Annotated in this window: 18 protein-coding genes; 11 read left to right on the top strand and 7 right to left on the bottom strand. The window is 71.8% G+C overall.

Annotated elements, in window-relative coordinates; genetic code table 11:
* Positions 1-120 precede the first annotated feature (120 nt).
* Both cobF and RT2_RS02190 read left to right on the top strand, forming a co-directional pair.
* Positions 121-861 (top strand): precorrin-6A synthase (deacetylating), encoded by a 741-nt coding sequence (cobF, locus tag RT2_RS02195; RefSeq protein WP_072842893.1) that lies wholly within the window; start codon positions 121-123, stop codon positions 859-861.
* Positions 862-879: 18 nt separating this feature from the next.
* Entirely contained in the window at positions 880-1,755 is an 876-nt protein-coding gene (locus tag RT2_RS02190; RefSeq protein ID WP_072842892.1) for an Fpg/Nei family DNA glycosylase, read from the top strand.
* An 18-nt stretch (positions 1,756-1,773) separates the two neighbouring features.
* Here RT2_RS02190 and RT2_RS02185 read toward each other — a convergent pair whose 3' ends face one another.
* Positions 1,774-3,324: a carboxylesterase/lipase family protein gene (locus tag RT2_RS02185; protein WP_083577021.1), complete on the bottom strand. Its 1,551-nt coding sequence runs from the start codon at positions 3,322-3,324 to the stop codon at positions 1,774-1,776.
* Positions 3,257-4,720 carry a dihydrolipoyl dehydrogenase family protein gene (locus tag RT2_RS02180; RefSeq protein ID WP_072842890.1) on the bottom strand — a complete coding sequence of 488 codons (1,464 nt, stop codon included), beginning with the start codon at positions 4,718-4,720 and terminating at the stop codon, positions 3,257-3,259. The genes RT2_RS02185 and RT2_RS02180 overlap by 68 nt, the downstream gene beginning before the upstream one ends.
* Before the next feature lie 31 nt (positions 4,721-4,751).
* Between RT2_RS02180 and RT2_RS02175 the strand changes: the two genes are divergently transcribed.
* On the top strand, positions 4,752-5,516 hold the full coding sequence (locus tag RT2_RS02175) for an SDR family oxidoreductase (protein ID WP_255312491.1): 765 nt from the start codon (positions 4,752-4,754) through the stop codon (positions 5,514-5,516).
* Positions 5,517-5,528: 12 nt separating this feature from the next.
* Here RT2_RS02175 and RT2_RS02170 read toward each other — a convergent pair whose 3' ends face one another.
* Entirely contained in the window at positions 5,529-6,311 is a 783-nt protein-coding gene (locus tag RT2_RS02170) for a crotonase/enoyl-CoA hydratase family protein (protein WP_072842888.1), read from the bottom strand.
* A gap of 119 nt (positions 6,312-6,430) precedes the next feature.
* Here RT2_RS02170 and RT2_RS02165 point away from each other — a divergent pair, with 119 nt between their 5' ends.
* The gene (locus RT2_RS02165) at positions 6,431-7,270 is read left to right on the top strand and encodes an FAD:protein FMN transferase (RefSeq protein WP_072843216.1); all 840 of its coding nucleotides are present in this window, start codon (positions 6,431-6,433) and stop codon (positions 7,268-7,270) included.
* 10 nt (positions 7,271-7,280) lie between these two features.
* Here the strand turns inward: RT2_RS02165 and pgi are convergent, their stop codons facing one another.
* Entirely contained in the window at positions 7,281-8,930 is a 1,650-nt protein-coding gene (gene pgi / locus RT2_RS02160; RefSeq protein ID WP_072842887.1) for a glucose-6-phosphate isomerase, read from the bottom strand.
* Positions 8,931-9,136: 206 nt separating this feature from the next.
* Here pgi and RT2_RS02155 point away from each other — a divergent pair, with 206 nt between their 5' ends.
* On the top strand, positions 9,137-10,588 hold the full coding sequence (locus tag RT2_RS02155; RefSeq protein WP_072843215.1) for an NAD-dependent succinate-semialdehyde dehydrogenase: 1,452 nt from the start codon (positions 9,137-9,139) through the stop codon (positions 10,586-10,588).
* 38 nt (positions 10,589-10,626) lie between these two features.
* Here the strand turns inward: RT2_RS02155 and RT2_RS02150 are convergent, their stop codons facing one another.
* Complete coding sequence (locus RT2_RS02150) at positions 10,627-10,920, bottom strand: chorismate mutase (RefSeq protein ID WP_072842886.1); 294 nt, start codon at positions 10,918-10,920, stop codon at positions 10,627-10,629.
* A gap of 112 nt (positions 10,921-11,032) precedes the next feature.
* Here RT2_RS02150 and RT2_RS02145 point away from each other — a divergent pair, with 112 nt between their 5' ends.
* A complete protein-coding gene (locus RT2_RS02145; protein WP_072842885.1) occupies positions 11,033-13,510 on the top strand; it encodes a UvrD-helicase domain-containing protein in 2,478 nt (825 codons plus the stop codon).
* On the opposite strand, the gene RT2_RS02140 is transcribed toward RT2_RS02145, so the two are convergent.
* Positions 13,511-14,167 carry a hemerythrin domain-containing protein gene (locus tag RT2_RS02140; protein WP_072842884.1) on the bottom strand — a complete coding sequence of 219 codons (657 nt, stop codon included), beginning with the start codon at positions 14,165-14,167 and terminating at the stop codon, positions 13,511-13,513.
* Positions 14,168-14,257: 90 nt separating this feature from the next.
* Between RT2_RS02140 and RT2_RS02135 the strand changes: the two genes are divergently transcribed.
* Positions 14,258-15,367, top strand: a complete 1,110-nt coding sequence (locus RT2_RS02135; RefSeq protein ID WP_072842883.1) for a response regulator transcription factor — start codon at positions 14,258-14,260, stop codon at positions 15,365-15,367.
* A 6-nt stretch (positions 15,368-15,373) separates the two neighbouring features.
* Here RT2_RS02135 and RT2_RS02130 read toward each other — a convergent pair whose 3' ends face one another.
* Positions 15,374-16,222, bottom strand: a complete 849-nt coding sequence (locus RT2_RS02130) for a M23 family metallopeptidase (protein WP_072843214.1) — start codon at positions 16,220-16,222, stop codon at positions 15,374-15,376.
* A gap of 304 nt (positions 16,223-16,526) precedes the next feature.
* Between RT2_RS02130 and RT2_RS02125 the strand changes: the two genes are divergently transcribed.
* The 4 genes from RT2_RS02125 to RT2_RS02110 all read left to right on the top strand — a co-directional run bounded on the left by RT2_RS02125 (position 16,527) and on the right by RT2_RS02110 (position 21,674).
* Entirely contained in the window at positions 16,527-18,335 is a 1,809-nt protein-coding gene (locus RT2_RS02125; protein ID WP_072842882.1) for a hypothetical protein, read from the top strand.
* A 145-nt stretch (positions 18,336-18,480) separates the two neighbouring features.
* Positions 18,481-19,650: an ADP-forming succinate--CoA ligase subunit beta gene (gene sucC, locus RT2_RS02120; protein WP_072842881.1), complete on the top strand. Its 1,170-nt coding sequence runs from the start codon at positions 18,481-18,483 to the stop codon at positions 19,648-19,650.
* Between the two features lie 15 nt (positions 19,651-19,665).
* Positions 19,666-20,574 carry a succinate--CoA ligase subunit alpha gene (gene sucD / locus RT2_RS02115; RefSeq protein ID WP_072842880.1) on the top strand — a complete coding sequence of 303 codons (909 nt, stop codon included), beginning with the start codon at positions 19,666-19,668 and terminating at the stop codon, positions 20,572-20,574.
* Between the two features lie 176 nt (positions 20,575-20,750).
* Positions 20,751-21,674 carry a DUF5336 domain-containing protein gene (locus tag RT2_RS02110; RefSeq protein WP_139191124.1) on the top strand — a complete coding sequence of 308 codons (924 nt, stop codon included), beginning with the start codon at positions 20,751-20,753 and terminating at the stop codon, positions 21,672-21,674.
* Positions 21,675-21,735: the final 61 nt, after the last annotated feature.

Here is a 21,735-nt window from a genome sequence, read left to right as displayed (position 1 = left end):
GGGGGCGGGCTGGGCAGTCACGCGCGCAAGCCTAATCGCCGCACATGGCGGCTGCGCCGCCCGTGCGCCCTTCCGGTAGCTGGTACCACCGGAAGGGCGCACGGGCGATAGCCTCGCCCTATGCGTGAGCTCCTCGTGATCGGCATCGGCGCCGGCGACCCCGACCAGGTGACGATCCAGGCCGTCAAGGCCATGAACAGGGCCGACGTCTTCTTTGTCATCGGCAAGGGTGACGAGAAGCAGGACCTGGTGGACCTGCGGATGGGCATCCTCGACGAGCACATGCGCGGGACCTACCGGGTGGTGGACATCACCGACCCGCCGCGGGACCGCACGCCGTCGGACTACCAGGGCGTCGTCGACGACTGGCACGACCGCCGGGCCGCGGTGTTCGAGGCCGAGTTCGCCGCCGTCGACGGGGTCGGCGCGATCCTGGTCTGGGGCGACCCCTCGCTCTACGACAGCACCCTGCGGATCGTCGAGCGGGTGCTCGCGCGCGGTGTGGTCGACTTCGACTACTCGGTGATCCCCGGCGTCACCAGCGTGCAGTCGCTGGCCGCGCAGCACCGGATCGTGCTCAACCGGATCGGCCGTCCCGTCCACATCACCACCGGGCGCCGGCTGCGCGAGGGCCTGCCCGACGGCGTGGACGACGCCGTGGTGATGCTCGACGCCGACTGCACCTTCACCCAGGTCCCGGGCGAGGACGCCGAGATCTGGTGGGGGGCCTACCTCGGGACCGAGGACGAGGTGCTGATCTCCGGGAACCTGCGGCAGGTGGAGGACGAGATCGTCCGCGTGCGCGCGGAGCTGCGGGAGCGCAAGGGCTGGATCATGGACACCTATCTGATCCGGCGCTGACGCCTTACGCTTGATCGCATGCCCGAACTGCCCGAGGTAGAGGCCCTGGCACAGTTCCTCCGCACCCATGCGGTGGGTGCGGTGATCGGGAGGGTGGACGTCGCGGCCCTGAGCGTGCTCAAGACCTTCGACCCGCCGATCTCCACGCTGCCGGGCCGCGACGTGAGCGGCGCCGCCCGGTTCGGCAAGCACCTCGGCATCCGGTGTGGCGAGGAGGACGGGCTGTGGCTGATCACGCACCTGTCCCGCGCCGGCTGGCTGCGCTGGACCGATCACCCCAGCGAGACGCCGCCGAAGCCCGGCAAGGGGCCGCTGGCACTGCGGATGCACTTCTTCGCCCCCGACGGCGGGACCCCGGCGTTCGACCTCACCGAGGCGGGCACCAAGAAGCGGCTCGCGGTGTGGCTGGTCCGGACGCCGGCCGAGGTGCCGACCATCGCCAAGCTGGGACCCGACGCCCTCGACGTCACCGAACCGGCGTTCGCGCAGCTGCTGTCGAAGACCGGCCAGCGGATCAAGTCCGCGCTCACCGACCAGAGCGTGCTCGCCGGGATCGGCAACGCCTACTCCGACGAGATCCTGCACGTGGCGCAGCTGTCGCCGTTCGCCACGGCCAGCAAGCTCACCGACGAGCAGGTCGCCGCGCTGCACACCGCGATGCGGTCGGTGCTGACCGACGCGGTCACGCGCTCGGTGGGCCAGGACGCGGCGCGGCTCAAGGGGGAGAAACGCTCCGGCATGCGGGTGCACGCCCGGACCGGCCTGCCCTGCCCGGTGTGCGGGGACACGGTGCGCGAGGTGTCGTACGCGGAGCGTTCGTTCCAGTACTGCCCGACCTGTCAGACCGGCGGCAAGGTGCTGGCGGACCGGCGGATGTCCAGACTGCTCAAGTGATTGCGCGCCGCTGACCGCTCAACGCCGGTGCCGGTAGCCGATCCAGGCCCGACGCCGCTCCGCGTCCGGGTCGTACTCCACGCGGGCGACGGTGTCGACGACCAGCGTTTCGCGTCGCTCGGCGGTGTAGCGCGGCCACGTCGGCCGGGGCTCGCCGTGCCGGGCGAAGTTCAGCCAGTGCGACTGCATGATCGAGGCGACCGCGCGCAACCCCTTCCGGCCGCCGAGGACGGTCGCCCCGCGTCCGAGCGGCAGGTCGGCGGCGTCGAACACCGCGAGCAGTTCGGTGCCGTGGGTGGCGCCGAACCCGGTGGCCCGCAGCAGGCGTGGCGCGAAGTCGTAGCGGTAGTCGTAGGTGGGCGCCACCTCTGCGTGGGCCTGGGCCACCAGCACGGACGGCTCCCAGAAGGTGACGTCGCCGCCGAGCTGCACGGCGGCCGCGCGGTCCGGGTAGCCGGGATAGGCGGCCAGGATCCGGGCCTTCAGCACCGGGTCGGTCTCGGCGAACATCTTCTCGATCCGAACCGGGTCGGTCGGGATGATGTCGAGGAACCGCGGAAACATCGTGCCCTCACGGGCATTGGTGCCGATGATCAGCGGCACCCGATGCTGGTGTCCGTCGGCGAAGGCGTCGAGCGGGTGCCGCGGCAGGAACTCGCCGTCGACCAGCGGGGCGAACGCGCGGGTGCCGGGCGCCTCGTCCGCACCGCGGGCGGCCAGGGCGTCGCCCGCCCGGGTCAGGGTCTCGGCGCTCGCGGTGGTCAGCGCGGTGACCGGGTCGTCGGAACCGCCGAGCAGCTCCAGGAACTCCGCCGCCCAGAGTCTCGATCGGTCGGGGCCGTACGCGGACGCGGCGGGCGGGCTCTGCGCGATCGCCCGGGCGAACAGTCCGCGGGCGGCGGGCGTGCACATCAGGGTGGTGACGGCGTTGGCGCCGGACGACTCCCCGAACACGGTGACGGCGTCGGGGTCGCCGCCGAACGCGGCGATGTTGCGCTGCACCCACTCCAGCGCGGCCACCTGGTCGCGCAGGCCCAGGTTCGAGTCGAAAGTGCGCTCCGGCGTGGAGTACTCGCCGAAGTCGAGGTAGCCCAGCGCGCCGAGCCGGTAGTTCAGGGACACGTACACGACGTGCCCGTTGCGGACCAGGCGCTCGCCGCGGTACAGCCGGGAGGAGGCCGACCCGCCGCTGTACGCGCCGCCGTGGATGAACACCATCACCGGCCTGGGGTTGATGCTGCGGGCGGACGGCGCCAGCACGTTCAGGGTCAGGCAGTCCTCGTCGGTGCCACCGTCGTGACGGCCGAACCGACCCGACTGCGGTGCGGCGGAACCGAACTCGAACGCCTCCAGTGCCTCCGGCCAGGGTGTCACCGGTTGCGGTGCCCGCAGTCGCAGCGCGCCGACCGGCGGCGCGGCGTAGGGGATCGCGCGCCAGGAGCGGAGCCCGCCCTGCTCGCGTCCGAGGACGTCGCCGGCGTCCGTCCGGACCAGCAGCGGGTCAGTCACGCCTGGCCTCGAGCAGCCGGAGCCACACCTCGCTGACGGTCGGGTAGGACGGGACGGCATGCCAGAGCGTGTCCATCGGCACGGCGCCCACCACGGCCACGGTCGCCGCGTGCACCAACTCCGCGACCTCGGTGCCGGCGAAGGTGGCGCCCACCAGGGTGTCGGTGGCCCGGTCGATGACCAACTTGGCGCGACCCGTGAAATCGTCTCGGGCCAAAGATGATCCGGCCACCGCGATCGGCACCTCGACGGTCTCCACGTCGAGTCCGTCGGCGCGGGCACGGCGTTCGGTGCGTCCGACGGAGGCCACCTCGGGGTCGGTGAAGACCACCTGCGGAACCTGGTCGTGGTCGGCGTGCGCGGTGAAGCGCGGGCCGTCCAGGCTGCGGCCGTCCGCGCGGGCCGCGATCACGTCCCCGCACACGCGGGCCTGATACTTGCCCATGTGGGTGAGCGGCGCCCGGCCGTTGACGTCGCCGACCGCGTAGAGCCACGCTCCCGCAGCGCCTTCCACGGTCAGATGCTCGTCGGTGGTGACATGTCCGGCGCCGGTGGCCACCACACCCGCCTCGGAGAGCCCCAACGACGCGGTCGCGGGAACACGGCCGGCCGCGACGATCACCTCGTCCACGACCAGCGGCTCGCCGTTGGCGACCAGGGTGACCGGGCCGCCATGGATGCGTCCGATGCCGGTGTCCTCCGGGTCCTCGCGCTCGACTGACTGCAGCCGTGCCCCGAACCGCACGCTGGCCCCGGCCTCTCGCAACGACCGCGTGACCAGTTCGCCGGCAAAGGGTTCCGCGGATGCGAGCAGCGTGTCGCCGCGGACGAGGAGCGTCAGTTCGCGCACCCCGAGGGCGAGCATCCAGTTCGCGCACTCGGTGGCCACCACGCCGCCGCCGATGATCGCGACCCGGGCGGGCACCTCCCGCAGGTTGGTGGCGTCGCGGGAGGTCCACGGTAGCGCCTCCGCGAGGCCGGGGACCGGCGGCACCGCGGCCGTGGTCCCGGTGGCCAGCACCACCGCGGAGCGGGCCCGCAACGTGCGGGTAGGCCGGTCCGGCCGCGAGACGAGCACGGTCCGCTCGCCGGTGAGCGAGCCCGCCCCGCGGATCACGTCGATTCCCGCGGACTCAGCCCAGGACACCTGGCCGGAGTCGTCGTGATTGTTGGTGACGGCGTCGCGCCTGCGCAGCACCGCGGGCACGTCGAGCCGGCCGATGCCGACCAGGCCGCGGACCCCCGGCATGGCGCGGGCGGAGCCGAGCACCTCCGCGGGCCGGAGCAGTGCCTTGCTGGGCATGCACGCCCAGTACGAGCACTCGCCGCCGACCAGTTCGTGCTCGACGATTGCCGCGGTGCGAGATGATCCGGCGATGGCGTAGGCGGCCGCGTTCTCCCCGGCGGGCCCCCCGCCGATCACGATGACGTCGTATTCGTCTGTCGTGGTGGTCATGGGTTCCACCGTAATGGCAGGGTGGGCACCCGTGAGCGCAACGCGGCAGACCCGCACCCGCATCCTGATCAGTGGCGCGAGCTCGGGGCTCGGCGCCGAGATGGCCCGGCAGTTCGCCGCGCAGGGCCGCGACCTGGCGCTTTGTGCCCGGCGGGTGGACGCGCTCGAGGCGCTGCGGGCGCAGTTGCTGGCCGCGCACCCGTCGGTCACCGTCGCGGTCCGCGCCCTGGACGTCAACGACCACGCCGCGGTCCGCCGGGTCTTCGGCGAACTGGACGACGAGCTCGGCGGGATCGACAGGTTCGTGGTCAACGCGGGTCTCGGCAAGGGCGCGGTGATCGGCTCGGGCCGGCCGGAGGCGAATCTCGAGACCGCGCAGACCAATTTCCTCGGCGCGCTGGCGCAGACGGAGTCGGCGATGGAACTGCTGCGGGCCCGCGGCGCCGGGCACCTGGTGCTGGTGTCGTCGATGAGCGCGGTGCGCGGGATGCCCAAGGCGCAGACCGCGTACTCGGCGAGCAAGGCGGCGGTCGCCGCGATGGGCGAGGGCCTGGCGACCGAACTGGCGGGCAGCGACATCGTGGTCACCACGATCCTGCCCGGTTACATCCGCACGCCGATCAACGAGAAGGTCGCCAAGACGCCGCTGATGGCGGACACCGTCGCGGGGGTGCGGTCGATGGTGGCCGCGATCGAGCGGGAACCGCGTCGCGCGGTGGTGCCCGGTTGGCCGTGGCGGCCGATCGAGCTACTGCTGCGGGTGCTGCCAGCCCGGCTGACCGGGCGGTTCATGTAGCGGCGGGTGGGCTCAGCCGAAGCTCCCGTGCCGGCCCGCGCCGGAGGCGAAGCGGGCCGCGCCGGAGAGCGCGTCGGCCTGCAGCGAGACCAGCCCCCGCTCGAACTCAGAGCGCAGGGCCGCGTCCTCGTCGAGTCCCTCCTGCTCGAGCAGCGACAACCGGTCCTGGCGCAGGCAGGTCTGCGGGAACGCGGCCAGTTCGGCGGCCAGTTTCTCCGCCTCGGCCCGGGCCTGGCCGACCGGGACCACCCGGTTCACCAGGCCCATCGACAGGGCCTCCTGCGCGTCGACCGGACGGCCGGTGAGTACCAGGTCCATGGCCCGGCCGGCGCCGATCAACCGCGGCAGGCGCACGGTGCCGCCGTCGATCAACGGGATGCCCCATCGCCGGCAGAACACCCCGAGGACCGCGTCCTCCTCGGCGATGCGCAGGTCGCACCACAGCGCCAGTTCGAGCCCGCCGGCCACCGCGTGCCCGGCGATCGCCGCGATCACCGGCTTGCCCAGTCGCATCCGGGTCGGACCCATCGGGCCGTCGCCCTCCCGGTCCAGCCGGTTGGAGTCCGGCGTGCCGAGGGCCTTGAGGTCGGCTCCGGCACAGAAGGTTCCGCCGTCGCCGTGCAGCACCCCCACCGACGTGTCGGTGTCGGTGTCGAAGGCGGTGAAGGCGTCCACCAGTGCGGCGGCGGTGGGGCCGTCGACTGCGTTGCGGGCCGCGGGACGGTTCAGGACGACGGTGGTGACGGCGCCGCGGCGCTCGACGCGCACTCCGGCAGGCTCACTGAGCGCACTCATGTCCCGACGTTACGCCCGCTCGTGGAGTTGCACAGTCGAATCTCAGGATACTGGCGCATACTGGAAGTTCAGTACCGCTGTCTCGCGGGGCAGCGCCAATTTTCCGTGTGGAGCACGCCATGGTTCCGAGCACGCAGTGGAGTACCTGGGGAAGTGAGATCGAGGTGCGCGTCACCGAGGGGGCGGCCCTCGGATGCGCCGCGGACATCGTGTCCGCCGCCTTGGCGGACGTCCGTGCGGCCTGTGACCTCACGCGAGGCGACGCCGAGATCCACGCGGTCAACATGGCGCAGGGCGTGCCGGTCCAGGCCAGCAGGCGCCTGCTCGCACTGATTCGCTCGGCGCTGTGGGCTGCGAGGATGACCGGCGGCGCGGTCTCGCCACTCTCGCGCGAGCCGGTGGACCCGGCTCGGGTGCCGTCCATTCACCTGGAGCCGACCTTCGCCGACGTCCGGGTCACCGGGGACACCGTCTTCGCCCCGTTCGGGGTCTGCCTGGACATCACCGGCACCGCCAAGGCCGGGACGGCACACGAGGCCGCCCGGGTGGCGGCCGCCTCGCTCGAGTGCGGGGTGCTGGTCCGGGTCGGCGACGTCGTCGCCACGGCCGGGCACTGTCCGATCGGGGGCTGGCAGGTCGATATCGGGGCGAGCACAGCGCCGGGGAATTTCACCACCGCCGGAACCTGCGTCGAGGTACTCACCGGAACCGCGCTGGCCCGCGCCCGTGCGGCGGTGCCGGGGCCGGACGTCGCGGACGCCGGCCTCGAGACGGTCACGGTGATCGCGGAGGACGGGCTGTGGGCCTACGCCGCCGCGGCGGCCGCGCTGGGCCGGGGCGTGGCGGCACTGAGGTGGCTGGCCGAGAACGACCTCGCGGGCCGGGTGGCGTACCGGCGGGGGAGCGTGCGCACCACCGAGGCCTGGACGCACCTGTCCCCGCACGGCCACGTCGCCTGACCGAGCGGCGTCAGACGAGTCGGCCGCGCCGGCCCCGGTACCAGCTGATCAACGTGTCGGTCGACGAATCGCCCTGTGAGGTAGGCGCTTCGGCGTCGGTGAGCAGTGGCTCGAGTTCGAGCGCCTGGGTCTTGCCGAGCTCGACGCCCCACTGGTCGAAGGAGTCGATGCCGAACACGACGCCCTCTACGAACACCTGGTGCTCGTAGAGGGCGATCAGCTGACCGAGCACCGACGGCGTCACCTTCGGCGCGAGAATGGTGGTCGACGGCCGGTTTCCGGGCATCACCTTGTGCGGCACCAGTTCCGGTGCGGTGCCCTCGGCCGCGATCTCCTCGGCGGTCTTGCCGAACGCCAGCACCTTGGTCTGCGCGAAGAGGTTGCTCATCAGGATGTCGTGCATGCTGCCGGTGCCGTCGAGCGTCGGCAGGTCGTCGGTGGGCTCGGCGAACCCGATGAAGTCCGCGGGCGAGAGCCGGGTGCCCTGGTGCAGCAGTTGGTAGAAGGCGTGCTGGCCGTTGGTGCCCGGCTCGCCCCAGAAGATCTCGCCCGTCGGGGTGCTCACCGGGGACCCGTCGCAGCGGACCGACTTGCCGTTCGACTCCATGGTGAGCTGCTGCAGGTACGCCGCGAACCGGCCGAGGTCGTTCGAATAGGGCAGCACCGCACGGGAATCCGCGTCGAAGAAGCTCGAGTACCAGACGCCGATCAGGCCGAGCAGGGCCGGTGCGTTCCGCTCCAGCGGCGTCTCGGCGAAGTGCCGGTCGATGGTGTGGAAGCCGGAGAGGAACTCGCCGAACGCCTCCTTGCCGACGACGGCCATCAGCGAGAGCCCGATCGCCGAGTCCACCGAGTACCGCCCGCCGACCCAGTCCCAGAAGCCGAACATGTTGGCGGTGTCGATGCCGAAGTCGGCCACCCGCTGCTCGTGGGTGGACACCGCGACGAAGTGCTTGGCGACGGCGTCGTCGCCGAGGGCGGCGGTCAGCCAGCGGCGGGCCGCGGTCGCGTTGGTGAGCGTCTCGAGGGTGGAGAAGGTCTTCGAGGCGACGATGAACAGCGTCGTCGCCGGGTCGAGGCCGGCCAGCTTGCTGACCAGGTCGGCGGGGTCGATGTTGGAGACGAAGCGGGCGGCGATGCCGGCGTTCGCGTAGTGGCGCAGCGCGCGGTACGCCATCACCGGGCCGAGGTCGGAGCCGCCGATGCCGATGTTGACCACGGTGGTGATCCGCTCGCCGGTGGCGCCGCGCCACTCGCCGGACCGGAGCCGGTCGGTGAACTCGCCCATCCGGACGAGCACCGCGTGCACGTCGGCGACCACGTCCTGGCCGTCGACCGTCAGCGTCGCGTCCGCGGGCAGTCGCAGGGCGGTGTGCAGCACCGCCCGGTCCTCGGAGGAGTTGACGTGGTCGCCGCGCAGCATCGCGTCCCGGCGTTCCTCGACCCCGGCCGCGCGGGCCAGTTCGACCAACAGCCGCAGCGTCTCCCGGTTGACCCGGTGCTTGCTGTAGTCGATGTAGAGGTCTCCCGCGGTCAGGGTGAGCTCGCGACCGCGCACCGGGTCCTCGGCGAAGAACTCGCGCAGGTGGGTGGACGCGACCAGGTCGTGGTGCGCGCGCAACTCCTGCCAGGCGGCCGTACCGGTGATGTCGAGGCTCATGCAGCGAGCCTAGTGGGGCGGGGCAGGGTACGCCGACCTACTTCCGACTGTCGAGACCCCTTGATCGATCGTGTGACGTAGTGCCGCTTCGGTTTCGCCGAGTGTGCAGTTGCCGAGGCGTCGGTCCGGGAGCCGCGACGGGAGGTGCACACTCGGCGGGCCGTACGGCCTGACGCGGCGGCCCCGGGGCGGGCAGTATGGAGGCCATGGACGAGCGAGCACTGATCGATTCGGTCCCCACCAAGCTCTGGATCGGCGGCAAGCAGGTCGACGCGGAGGACGGTGCCACGTTCACCGTGCGCAACCCCGCGACCGGCGAGCCGCTGGCCACCGTCGCGGACGCCTCCCCGGCCGACGGGATGCGGGCGCTCGACGCCGCGGTCGAGGCCCAGGCGGCGTGGGCCGCCACCCCCGCGCGGCAGCGGGCCGAGGTGCTGCGCGCGCTGTTCGAGGCCGTCACCTCCCGCGCCGACGACCTCGCCCTCCTGATGACCCTGGAGATGGGCAAGGTGCTCGCCGAGAGCCGCGGCGAGGTGGCGTACGGCGCCGAGTTCTTCCGGTGGTTCAGCGAGGAGGCGGTGCGCATCGGCGGCCGGTACACGCCCGCACCCGCCGGCACCGGCCGGATCCTGGTCGACAAGATGCCGGTCGGGCCGTGCCTGGCGATCACCCCGTGGAACTTCCCGCTGGCCATGGGCACCCGCAAGATCGGTCCGGCGCTGGCCGCCGGCTGCACGATGATCGTCAAGCCCGCCGCCGAGACCCCGCTGACGATGCTGCTGCTCGGTCAGCTGTGCGCCGACGCCGGCGTTCCCGACGGCGTGCTCGCGGTGCTGCCGACCTCCCGGGCGGGCGCGCTGACCGCGCCGCTGCTCGCGGACCCGAGGCTGCGCAAGCTCACCTTCACCGGGTCGACCGGCGTCGGAAAGGCGCTGCTCGGGCAGTCCGCGACCGGGCTTCTGCGGACCTCGATGGAACTCGGCGGCAACGCCCCGTTCGTGGTGTTCGACGACGCCGACCTGGACGCGGCGGTGGACGGCGCCATGCTCGCGAAGCTGCGCAACGGGGGCGAGGCCTGCACCGCGGCCAACCGCTTCCACGTGCAGAACTCGGTGCGTGAGGAGTTCGGTGCCCGGCTCACCGAGCGGATGCGGGCGATGACGCTCGGGCCGGGCACCGACCCGGACGCCAAGCTCGGCCCGCTGATCAACCCCGACCAGGTGGCGACGGTGCGCGAGCTGGTCGGCGACGCCGTCGACCGGGGCGCGGTGCTGCGCCTCGGCGGGGTCGAACCCGCCGGTCCCGGCTACTTCTACCCGGCGACGGTGCTCACCGAGGTGCCGGCCGACGCCCGGATCCTGCGCGAGGAGGTGTTCGGCCCGGTCGCCGCGATCCACGGCTTCGAGACCGAGGCCGACGGCATCGCCGCTGCCAACGACACCGAGTACGGCCTGGCCGCGTACATCTACACCCGGGACCTGGACCGGGCCCTGCGGGTGGCGTCGGCGCTCGAGGCCGGGATGGTCGGGGTGAACCGGGGCGTGATCTCCGACGCCGCCGCGCCGTTCGGCGGGGTCAAGTCCTCCGGCTTCGGCCGGGAGGGCGGCATCGAGGGGATCGACGAGTACCTGGAGACCAAGTACATCGCGCTGCAGTAGCGCGCCGCGGGCCCGGACGGCCCGCGGCGGCGTTGTGGCTAGTGGCCGAGGCGCCCGCGACCGAGGCGCAGCAGCAGCATCGCGAGGGTGTGACCCTCCTGACCGAGTTCGTTGAACCGCTCGAGCACCTTCATCTCGCGGCTGTGCACCAGCCGCGGGCCGCCGGACGCCATCCGGGTGCGACCGATGATCTGGGAGACCTCGCTGCGCCGCTTGATGGCCGCGAGGATCTCGGCGTCGAGCCGGTCGATCTCCTTGCGCAGTTCGTCGATCTCCGCCTCGCTGGTGGGCAGGTCGGCGTCGGACGCGTCGGCGGAAACTGGGGTGCCCATGTGATGTTCTCCTCGTGTCGGCCACATTTTCTCACGCGGAGATGCCGGTGGCCACGACCGGCCCCCATCCGGGCACCTCCTTGTCGGTCCACGCCGGTAGCGTTGAGAGGCGATGAACACTTTCTCTGCAGCAGGTCAGGCGGACACCCGCACCTCCACGACGGCGCTCCTCGAGGGGCTCAACGCGCAGCAGCGTGAGGCCGTGGTGCACGCGGGTTCCCCGCTGCTCATCGTGGCCGGCGCCGGCTCGGGGAAGACCGCGGTGCTGACCAGGCGGATCGCCTACCTGCTGGCCGAACGGGACGTCTCGCCCGGGCAGGTGCTGGCGATCACGTTCACCAACAAGGCGGCCGCGGAGATGCGTGAGCGGGTGGCGCAGCTGGTCGGGCCGCGGGCCCGGAACATGTGGGTCTCCACCTTCCACTCCAGCTGCGTGCGGATCCTGCGGATGCAGGCGGCGTTGCTGCCCGGGCTCAACTCGAACTTCACCATCTACGACGCGGACGACTCGCGCCGGCTGCTGACGATGATCTCCAAGGACCTGGAGATCGACACCAAGCGGTACTCGGCGCGGCTGCTGGCCACCCACATCTCGAACCTCAAGAACGAGCTGATCGGCCCGGAGCGTGCGGCCGCCGACGCGGACAAGGACCCCAACGAGCTGGTCCGTCTGGTCGCCACGGTGTACGGCCACTACCAGGCCCGGCTGCGCTCGGCCAACGCCATGGACTTCGACGACCTGATCGGCGAGGCGGTCGCGCTGCTGCAGAACTACCCGCAGGTCGCCGAGTACTACCGGCGCCGGTTCCGGCACGTGCTGGTGGACGAGTACCAGGACACCAACCACGCCCAGTACGTGCTGGTGCGCGAACTGGTCGGGGCGGCCGGGGAGTCGGCGGACCCGACGGTGGAGCCGGCCGAGCTGTGCGTGGTGGGCGACGCGGACCAGTCGATCTACGCCTTCCGGGGCGCCACCATCCGCAACATCGAGGAGTTCGAGCGGGACTACCCCGACGCCCGGACCATCCTGCTCGAGCAGAACTACCGGTCGACGCAGAACATCCTGTCCGCGGCCAACGCGGTGATCTCGCGCAACACCGGCCGCCGGGACAAGCGGCTGTGGACCGACTCCGGCGAGGGCGAGCTGATCACCGGGTACGTCGCCGACAACGAGCACGACGAGGCGTCGTTCGTGGCGTCGGAGATCGACAGGCTGGTCGACGCCGGCGAGGCGAAGTTCGGCGACGTCGCGGTATTCTACCGCACCAACAACTCGTCCCGGGCTTTGGAGGAGATCTTCATCCGGCTCGGGCTGCCGTACAAGGTGGTCGGCGGCGTGCGCTTCTACGAGCGCAAGGAGGTCCGCGACATCGTCGCGTACCTGCGGGTGCTGGCGAACCCGGACGACACCGTCAGCCTGCGCCGCATCCTCAACACCCCGCGCCGCGGGATCGGCGACCGCGCCGAGGCCTGTGTCGCGGTGCACTCGGAGCAGCGCGGCATCGGTTTCGCCCGGGCCCTGCAGGACGCGGTCGACGGCACCGTCCCGCTGCTGAACACCCGATCGCAGAAGGCCATTGCCGCGTTCGCCGAGATGATGGACGGCATCCGCGAGTCCATGACGCTGGACGAGAACGGCCTGATCGACATCGGCGAGGTGGTCGAGGCGGTGCTCGACCGCACCGGCTACCGCGCCGAACTCGAGGCCAGCAGCGACCCTCAGGACGGTGCCCGTCTAGACAACCTCAACGAACTGGTCAGCGTGGCAAGGGAATTCAGTTCCGACGCGCGCAACGCTGCCGGGCTGGAGCCGGAGCCGGAGGTCGACGAGTCGCTCGAGGGCGCCGCGGCGGCCGCCGAGGTCGACGACCTCAACCCCGGCGAGGGCGAACCCGATCCGGGGTCGCTGGCCGCGTTCCTCGAGCGGGTGTCGCTGGTCGCGGACTCGGACCAGTTGCCGGACAACGGCGACGGCGTGGTCACCCTGATGACCCTGCACACCGCCAAGGGCCTCGAGTTCCCGGTGGTGTTCGTGACCGGCTGGGAGGACGGCCAGTTCCCGCACATGCGGGCCCTCGGCGACCCCGCCGAGCTGTCGGAGGAGCGCCGACTGGCGTACGTCGGCATCACCCGGGCGCGCCAGCGGCTGTACCTGACCCGCGCGGTGATGCGGTCGGCGTGGGGCCAGCCGATCACCAACCCGGAGTCACGGTTCCTGCAGGAGATCCCGACGGACCTGCTGCACTGGCGTCGCGAGGATCCGGGACCCGGGGGCGGGGCCATCGGCGGCGGACGTCCGCGTGGCGGCCAGGGCTACGGCGGCAGCTACGGAAGCGGCGGGTACGGGTCCGGGTCCGGGTACGGCGGCAGCCGCTCGGAGAACGCCACCCCCAGCTTCGGTGCCCCCCGCGGGCGCAACAACCACCTGGTGCTGGCGGTCGGGGACCGGGTCAGCCACGACAAGTACGGCCTGGGCACGGTGCTCGAGGTCAAGGGCGCCGGGCCGACCGCGACGGTGACCGTGGACTTCGGGTCCGCGGGCAAGGTGCGGCTGATGCTCATCGGTGGCGTCCCGATGGTCAAGCTGTAGTCACTCCCAGCGCCGCACCCGGCGGTACCGGGGGTTCCAGCGGTGCCGGTACATGAACCGCAGCGGCGGGGGCAGCACGTCGAGCATGATGCGAACCCGCGCCTCCGGCGCCTCCTCGAGCAGGTAGGGCACCCCGTCGGCCTTCTCCCGGTACGTCATGTCATGCAGCGCATTCTTCGACACCCCGCGCCATTCCCGTGCCGTGATCGTGGCCCGGATCATCGGCACGGCCTCGCGTTCCTCGTGCGCCAGATGTGCGTGCAGGATCCCGACCAGGTCGTCGACGCGGTCGGCCAGCCGCTCGTGCCCGTGGTCCGGGTCGTCGAACGCCGATTCGACCTCCGCCAGCGCCGGGTCGATCAGCGCGTGTTCCGCCTCCATCGCGTCGAGCACTGCGACCGCGTCCGGGTGACCGGCGAGCTTGCTGCGCATGAGCGGCCAGACGTAGGTGTCCTCGACGGTGTGGTGGTGTTGCAGTTCGTGGCTGAACCCGTGCCAGCCGACCAGGAGGGCCGCGTGCGCGGCCGGATCCTCGCTGCCGTAGCGCTGCGCCGCGCGGGCGAGGCGGGCCGCGTCCCGGCGGAACGCGTCGTGCAGGATGCCCATGATCTCGATGTCGGTGTCGGACATCATCTCGGTGGATTGCGTGGTCGTCATGTCGCCACCTCACTTCTCGAACCTCGCACTTCGAGCGTGGGTCCGGCCGCGCGGATTCTCAATCCCACGAACGAGGGGGATACTCGACTCATGACCCCGGTGCAGACCGGGGCCCGGCTCTCGACGGTCGTGCGCGACGCGGCGTCCGCCGCCGAGTCCGACTCCGAGTTCCGCGAGGTAGTCCTGGACGCGATCTGCGACCGTGTCCCCTCCGACGGTGCCATCCTGTGCTCGGTGGACCCGGCCGTCCTGGTGCCCACTGCGGTGGCCGCGGCCGGCTATGACGACGTAGAGGTAGTGCGTGGCGCCGAACTCGCGACGGCGCTCGAATACGGGGAGGTCCCCGCCGTCAACAGCTTCGCATCGCTGCTGAGGCGGACCAGGGGAATCCGGACGATCGGTGAGGCGACAGGCGGGAAGATCCGCGAGAGCCGGCCCTATCGCGAACTGCTCGCGCCTCTCGGGATGCGCGATCACGTCCGGATGGTTCTGCGTGCCCGCGACGGTGTGTGCTGGGGCATCTGCGACCTGGCCCGGTCCGGGGCACCGGGATTCGACGACGCGGAGGTCGAATCGCTTGCCCGCGTGCTCCGCACGATCGGCGACGGCCTCCGCACGTCCCTCCTGAGGGGGGCATCACGAGTGGCGCCCGAGACCCCGGACGGACCGGCCGTCGTCGTCATCGGGGCGGACAACGAGGTGGAAACGATGACGCCCGCGGCCGCGGACTACGTGGAGAGACTCGGCTGGGGGCGACCGGATCAGGGGGTGCCGGTGCCGGTGCGGGCCGCGGCGCTGCGGGCCCGCACCGCCGACGGCGGGTCGGTGGTCCTGCGGGCCCACACCGGCGCCGGAGAATGGGTCCTGCTGCGGGCGGGCCGGATCGGACAGGGCCGGATCGTGCTGACGCTCGAACAGGCCCGGCTCCCCGAGATCGTGTCCCTCGTCGTTGCCGCGTACGGCCTGACCCCGCGCGAGGCCGAGGTTCTCGAGCAGGTCCTCGCCGGACGTACCCGCGACGAGATCGGGCGACGACTGTTCATCAGTCCGTACACCGCCGCGGACCACCTGAAGAGCATCTTCGCCAAGACCGGTGTGCACAGCCGCAGGAGTCTGGTCGCCCACCTGGTACACACCGAGTACCTGCCACGACTTGGTCAGGAACTGAGACCCGACGGCTGGTTCGCGGGGCTGCGCTAGTCCCGGTCAGTCGCGCTCGACGCCGAGGCTGATGCCGCGAGCGGCCAGCCAGGGCAGCGGGTCGATCTTGTTCTCGCCGGCCAGGTGCACCTCGAAGTGCAGGTGCGGGCCGGTGGAGAAGCCGCGGTTGCCCATCCGGGCGATCTGGTCGCCGGCCATGACGTGCTGGCCGATCGACACGTTGGACGAGTCGATGTGGCCGTAGACGGTGATGGTTCCGTCGGCGTGCAGCAGGCGCACCCACATGCCGAAGCCCTGTGCGGGGCCGGAGTCGATGACCTCGCCGTCGGCGACCGCGTAGATCGGGGTGCCGATGGCGTTCGCGATGTCGACGCCGGCGTGCAGCGTGCCCCAGCGGGCACCGAAGTTCGAGGTGAAGGAGCCGACGGCGGGCAGGGCGAAGAGCGGGCGACGGGCGGCTGCCTCGCGGGCGGCGCGTTCCTCGGTGAACCGCTGGCCCTTGGCGAGCAGGTTCGAGAACTGGCCGAGGTCTGCCGGGTCGGCGACGTTGAGCACCTGCGGTGCCTGCGACGGGGCGGCGGCGTCGGTGATGCCGGCGGCGGCGGTGCCGCCGAACTGGGCGGCCTGCGGCTCGGCGGTGGCGCCGATGTTCGACTCGCTGTCCGCGGCGAGCGCGACCTGGGCGTTCTGGCCCGGGGCGTCGGTGAGAGCGGACTGGCCGGCGACCGCGACGGCGCCGGCGGCGACTGCGAGCACCGCGGCGCGGCCCTTGAGGGCGGAGGGGGGAGTGGGGATCCGGTGCGCTCCACCGCTTCGAGCGGGAGCTGCGAGATCCGAGGAGAAGGCGTCGAACTGGTCGGGCGGGGTGGGGAGGTGACTCGTCGCGGCGGCGATCTCGACATTCGAGAGCCCGGTGTAACGCTGTGCCGAATTCTGCGAATACGGGTAAGCGGGTAGGTCTTCCGGCTCCGGCTGGGCGACAAACCGATTCGTGGAGGAAGTGCGGTGTTTAGACAAAACCTGCGACCTTCCTCGTTCGTGACCTGCCTGTGACTTTGACCGAAGCGACGGTAACGAAACGGTCGCAGTGGTCGCAACTCTTCGGCCCCCTCCCGGCCCATATGTGACATCTGTCACAGAATGGTCACGGTGGCCTATCGGCGTGATTCGGCGCCCTCCGGCACTACCGTCGGACCCCGTGTCGTCCTCACTTCAGGCCAGGCCTTCCGTCCCGGTCGCTCCCCGGCGGTCCACGGCGTCCGCTGCAGTCGCCGTCGGGCTGATCGGCGCCGTCTTCCTCGCTGTCGCCCCAGTGCTCGTGGTGGCGGGTCCGTCCGCCGGGGAGGCGGTGACGGCCGCCGCGATCGTGGCCGCGGTATGCGCCGCCGCCGCGCCCGTACTGGCGCTGCTGGCGCTGCTCCGCCGACGCCCCGCCGCCGCGGGCGCGCTGCTGGCCGGTGCCGGAGCGGTGGCCCTCGGGCTCGCCGTCATGGACCTGCAGTTGTGGGAGTCGCCGATCGACGCGAACCGGCTCGAACTCTTCCGCCCACTCACCGCCGCTCGTCTCGATGCGGGCCCGGGCGCCGTCGCGGTGCTGCTGGGACACGGGCTCGCGGTCCTCGCGGGCGTGCTCGGCATGGTGACGGTCGCGCGGGCCGCCGAGGCGGACGGCTACGGCCGCAGCGACTTCCCGGATCACGACGGCGCCGCGGTCGGCCGTCGCATCGGGGCCCCGCTTTCTGCGGCCGCGGCGACTGCCGCGCTGATCCTGGCGGCCGCGCTCTGCGCCGCGCCCCTGCACTCCGCCGACCCGGTGCTGCTGATGCGCCCGCTGCTGGGTTCGCCCGCCGCCACCGCGATCGGCACCGCGCTGGTGGCGGTCGCGGTGCTGGTGGTGGTCGCGGCAGCGCTGGTGTCCGTCTCGCCCGCGGTCGCGTCGGGCGCGCTGCTCGGCGCCGCCACCGCCGCGCTGGGGCTGGTCGGGTCGAGGTTGGTGGCGGGCCTGGTGGCCGACGGGGTGTCGGCCGGGCCGGGGCCGGTGGCCGGGACGCTCGCAGCCCTGGCGCTCGTCGCCGTCGCGGCGGCGGTGCCCGTGGTCGCCCCCGCGCGCGCCCGGCGCGGCCTGGACCGGCTGCTCTCGGGACCGGCGCGGCGATCCGGCGATCCGGTCCTCGGCCGGAAGGCCGCGGAGAGCGCCGCCCGGGCCCGGCTCGACCGGCGGCACGCGGTCGCAGGCGTCGCCACCGTGGCGGCCGGGGTGCTCGCCGTGGTCGGCGCGCTGCTGCCGCTGCTCGCGTTGCCTGCCGGCGTGCCCGAGCCCCGTCTGCTGGTCACCAGGCTCGCCCTGGTCGCCGGTGCCACCTTGGTGGTGGCGGGCGCGTGGTTGCTGCTCTCGGAGTTCGCAGCGCTGGTGCGGCCCGCCGTCGGTGTGCTCTGGGCGGCGCAGGTGATGGCGGTGGCCGCCGCGCTGCAGGCCGTGGTCGTCGCGTCGGACCTGCCCGGCGCCGGCCCGGGGCTCGGCGCAGTAGTGCTCGGGCTGTCCGCCGTGGCCGCGACGGTGGCGGGGATCGCGGTCGCGATTGCCGGTTCGGTGGAGCGCGATGGCATCGACACCTCCGCGCCCCCCGAGCCGCGGACGGCGGTGCTGGCGATCGGCGTGCCCGCGGCGCTGGCGTCCGTCGCCGGGTTGGCACTGCCGCTCTACCGCGGCACCGACTTCGGCCCCGCCTCCGTCGCCCAGTGGCCGTGGGGGTGGGACCTGTGGGGACGGGCGCTGCTCGCCGTGGTGGTCGCGACCGCGGTGTGGGTGGCGGCCCGGTCGCGGCCGGCGCGGGCGGCGTCGCTGCTGGTCGGGTCGGCAGTGGGTATGGGCATATACCTGATCGGTTGGCCACTGACCAGTGCCCGGGTAGCCGAGCCGGTCGCAGGTCTCGGGGCGGTGGGTGCGATCCTTGGTGTGGTGCTGCTGGGCGCGGCCGCTGTCGTGGCGGTTCGACCCCGGCGGTAGTGAGCTGCCGCGCACGGGGCTGATCTGGTGAGATATGCCACATACCACCGACGCGGCGGTTGGACCAATGATTCAACTAGATAAAGTCCGAACGGACCCGCTCTTACCCCTCGAGCGGGCGTCAAGCAGACGAGACGGTGAGCAGATGGATCTCTTCGAATACCAGGCGAAGGAACTCTTCGCCAAGCACGGTGTACCGACTTCGGCCGGGCGTGTTACCGACACGGTCGCCGGGGCGCGCGAGATTGCCGAGGAAATCGGCAAGCCGGTGATGGTCAAGGCGCAGGTCAAGGTCGGCGGCCGCGGCAAGGCCGGCGGCGTGAAGTACTCGCCCGACGTTGATGCCGCAGTGGCCAACGCCGAGGCAATCCTGGGCCTGGACATCAAGGGTCACGTCGTCAAGAAGCTGCTGGTCGCCGAGGCCAGTGACATCGCCGAGGAGTACTACATCTCCTTCCTGCTCGACCGCACCAACCGCACCTACCTGGCCATGTGCTCGGTGGAGGGTGGCGTCGAGATCGAGGTCACCGCCGAGGAGAACCCCGACGCCCTCGCCAAGATCGCCGTCGACGCCGTCAAGGGTGTCGACCTGGCGTTCGCGCGTCAGATCGCCGAGGCCGGCAAGCTGCCCGCCGAGGTGCTCGACGCCGCCGCGATCACCATCCAGAAGCTGTGGGAGGTCTTCATCAACGAAGACGCCCTCCTCGTCGAGGTCAACCCCCTCGTCCGCACGCCCGACGACCAGATCCTGGCCCTCGACGGCAAGGTCACCCTGGACGAGAACGCCGCGTTCCGTCAGCCCGGCCACGAGGCCTTCGAGGACCGGGACGCCACCGATCCCCTCGAGCTCAAGGCCAAGGAGAACGACCTCAACTACGTCAAGCTCGACGGCGAGGTCGGCATCATCGGCAACGGCGCGGGTCTGGTCATGTCGACCCTCGACGTCGTCGCGTACGCCGGTGAGAACCACGGCGGCGTCAAGCCCGCCAACTTCCTCGACATCGGCGGCGGCGCCTCGGCAGCGGTCATGGCCGCCGGCCTGGACGTCATCCTGAACGATGCGCAGGTCAAGAGCGTGTTCGTGAACGTCTTCGGCGGCATCACCGCCTGTGACGCGGTCGCCAACGGCATCGTCGGCGCCCTGCAGACCCTGGGTGACGAGGCCAACAAGCCGCTCGTCGTGCGCCTGGACGGAAACAACGTCGAAGAGGGTCGCCGCATCCTCGCCGAGGCCAACCACCCGCTGGTGACGGTCGTCGCAACCATGGACGAGGCCGCCGACAAGGCCGCCGAGCTCGCTCACGCAGCGAAGTAAGGGACTCACAGAACAATGGCAATCTTCCTCACCAAGGACTCCAAGGTCATCGTCCAGGGCATCACCGGCGGCGAGGGCACCAAGCACACCGCACTGATGCTCAAGGCCGGCACCCAGGTCGTAGGCGGCGTCAACGCCCGCAAGGCCGGCACCACGGTCTCGCACACGGACAAGGACGGCAACGCCGTCGAGCTGCCCGTCTTCGCCACCGTCGAAGAGGCAATGAAGGAGACCGGCGCGGACGTTTCCATCGCGTTCGTCCCCCCGGCCTTCTCGAAGGACGCCATCGTCGAGGCCATCGACGCGGAGATCCCGCTCCTCGTGGTCATCACCGAGGGCATCCCGGTCCAGGACTCCGCATACGCATGGGCGTACAACGAGTCCAAGGGCAAGAAGACCCGCATCATCGGCCCGAACTGCCCCGGCATCATCACGCCGGGCGAGGCCCTGGTCGGCATCACGCCCGCCAACATCGCGGGCACCGGCCCCATCGGCCTGGTCTCCAAGTCGGGCACCCTGACCTACCAGATGATGTACGAGCTGCGTGACTTCGGCTTCTCCACCGCCATCGGCATCGGCGGCGACCCGGTCATCGGCACCACGCACATCGACGCCATCGAGGCGTTCGAGAACGACCCCGACACCAAGGTCATCGTGATGATCGGTGAGATCGGTGGCGACGCCGAGGAGCGGGCGGCCGACTACATCAAGGCCAACGTGACCAAGCCGGTCGTCGGCTACGTCGCGGGCTTCACGGCTCCCGAGGGCAAGACCATGGGCCACGCCGGCGCCATCGTCTCCGGCTCCTCGGGCACCGCGCAGGCCAAGCAGGAGGCCCTCGAGGCCGCCGGCGTGAAGGTCGGCAAGACGCCGTCCGCCACCGCCGCCCTCGCGCGCGAGATCCTGCAGAGCCTGTCCGCCTAGGCTGCTCTGCCCGCCGCCGGCTCTGCCTGCGGCTTGAACACCACCGAAGGGCACCCGAACTCGCGTTTCGCGAATTCGGGTGCCCTTCGGCGTGCTCGGTGACCGAGGCGTCGCGCCCGGATGCGCTAGCGTTCAAGGGGAATCGATTCCGCGTGCGCCCACCCCAAGGAGCCGACATGAGTTTCAACCCACCCGGGCCGGGTTACGGCCCGCCCGCTCAGCCGTCCGGCGGCCTGGGCTCGAAGGGAATGCCGCACCTGCTGACCCTCGGCGTGCTGGTGCTCGGAGTCGTGATCTTCCTGATCGGATTCGCCCCGTTCGCGAAGGTCAGCACCTTCGCGGACGCCACCCTGTCGCAGACGTCCTTCGAGGGCGGATACCCGGTGGTCGGGCTCGCGATGCTGCTGCTCGGCGGGCTGCTCGCGGGCCTGTCGCTGCTGCCCGAGCACTCCTACGAGGCGCTCGCCGCGGCCACGTCGCTGGTGGGCTTCGCGGTCTCGCTGTGCTTCCTGTTCTCGCTGTCCGAAGGTGTGTCGCTGGCCTGGGGCGGCATCGTCATCCTGGTCCTCGGCTTCGTGCAGCTCGTGCTGGCGGTCACGGTGGTGCTGTTCGCGCTCGGCCTCCTCAAGGCGCCCGCGCCGCGACCGGTCGGCTACGCCCCGCAGGGCTACGGGCAGCCGCAGGGTTACGGCGAGCAGCAGTACCCGGCCGGCTACGGCCAGCCGCAGGCGTACGGCCAGCAGCCGCCCGGATACCCGCAGCAGCAGTACCCCGGCGGCTACGCCCCCCAGGGTTACGGCCAGCCGCAGGCGCCGCAGGGTTACGGCCAGCCGCAGGGTTACGGACAGCCGCAGGCCCAGGCGCCGCAGGCCTACGGTGCGGGCTACGGCCAGCAGGCCAACCCCTACGCGCCCACCCCGGCCTCCCCGCCGGCCGCCGGCCAGCAGCAGCCCGGCGGACAGCCGCAGCAGGCCCCACCCGCCGAGCAGTCCGGTGCCGACAAGCCCGCCGAGACTCCCGGCACCGACCAGCCGGCAGGCGGCGCACCGGGGGCGCCGACGCAGGTGTTCGGCGCCGCCACCAAGCCCACCGACGACTGACCCCGACGTCGGGCGCCCCCCGGGTGAACCTGGGGGGCGCCGTCGTGTCGGGCGCCGGAGC

This window comes from Rhodococcus tukisamuensis NBRC 100609 (genome assembly GCF_001894985.1).
Lineage (GTDB): Bacteria > Actinomycetota > Actinomycetes > Mycobacteriales > Mycobacteriaceae > Rhodococcus_G > Rhodococcus_G tukisamuensis.
Note: the sequence above shows the minus strand (reverse complement) of the source record. Positions and strands in the feature narration are given on the sequence as shown.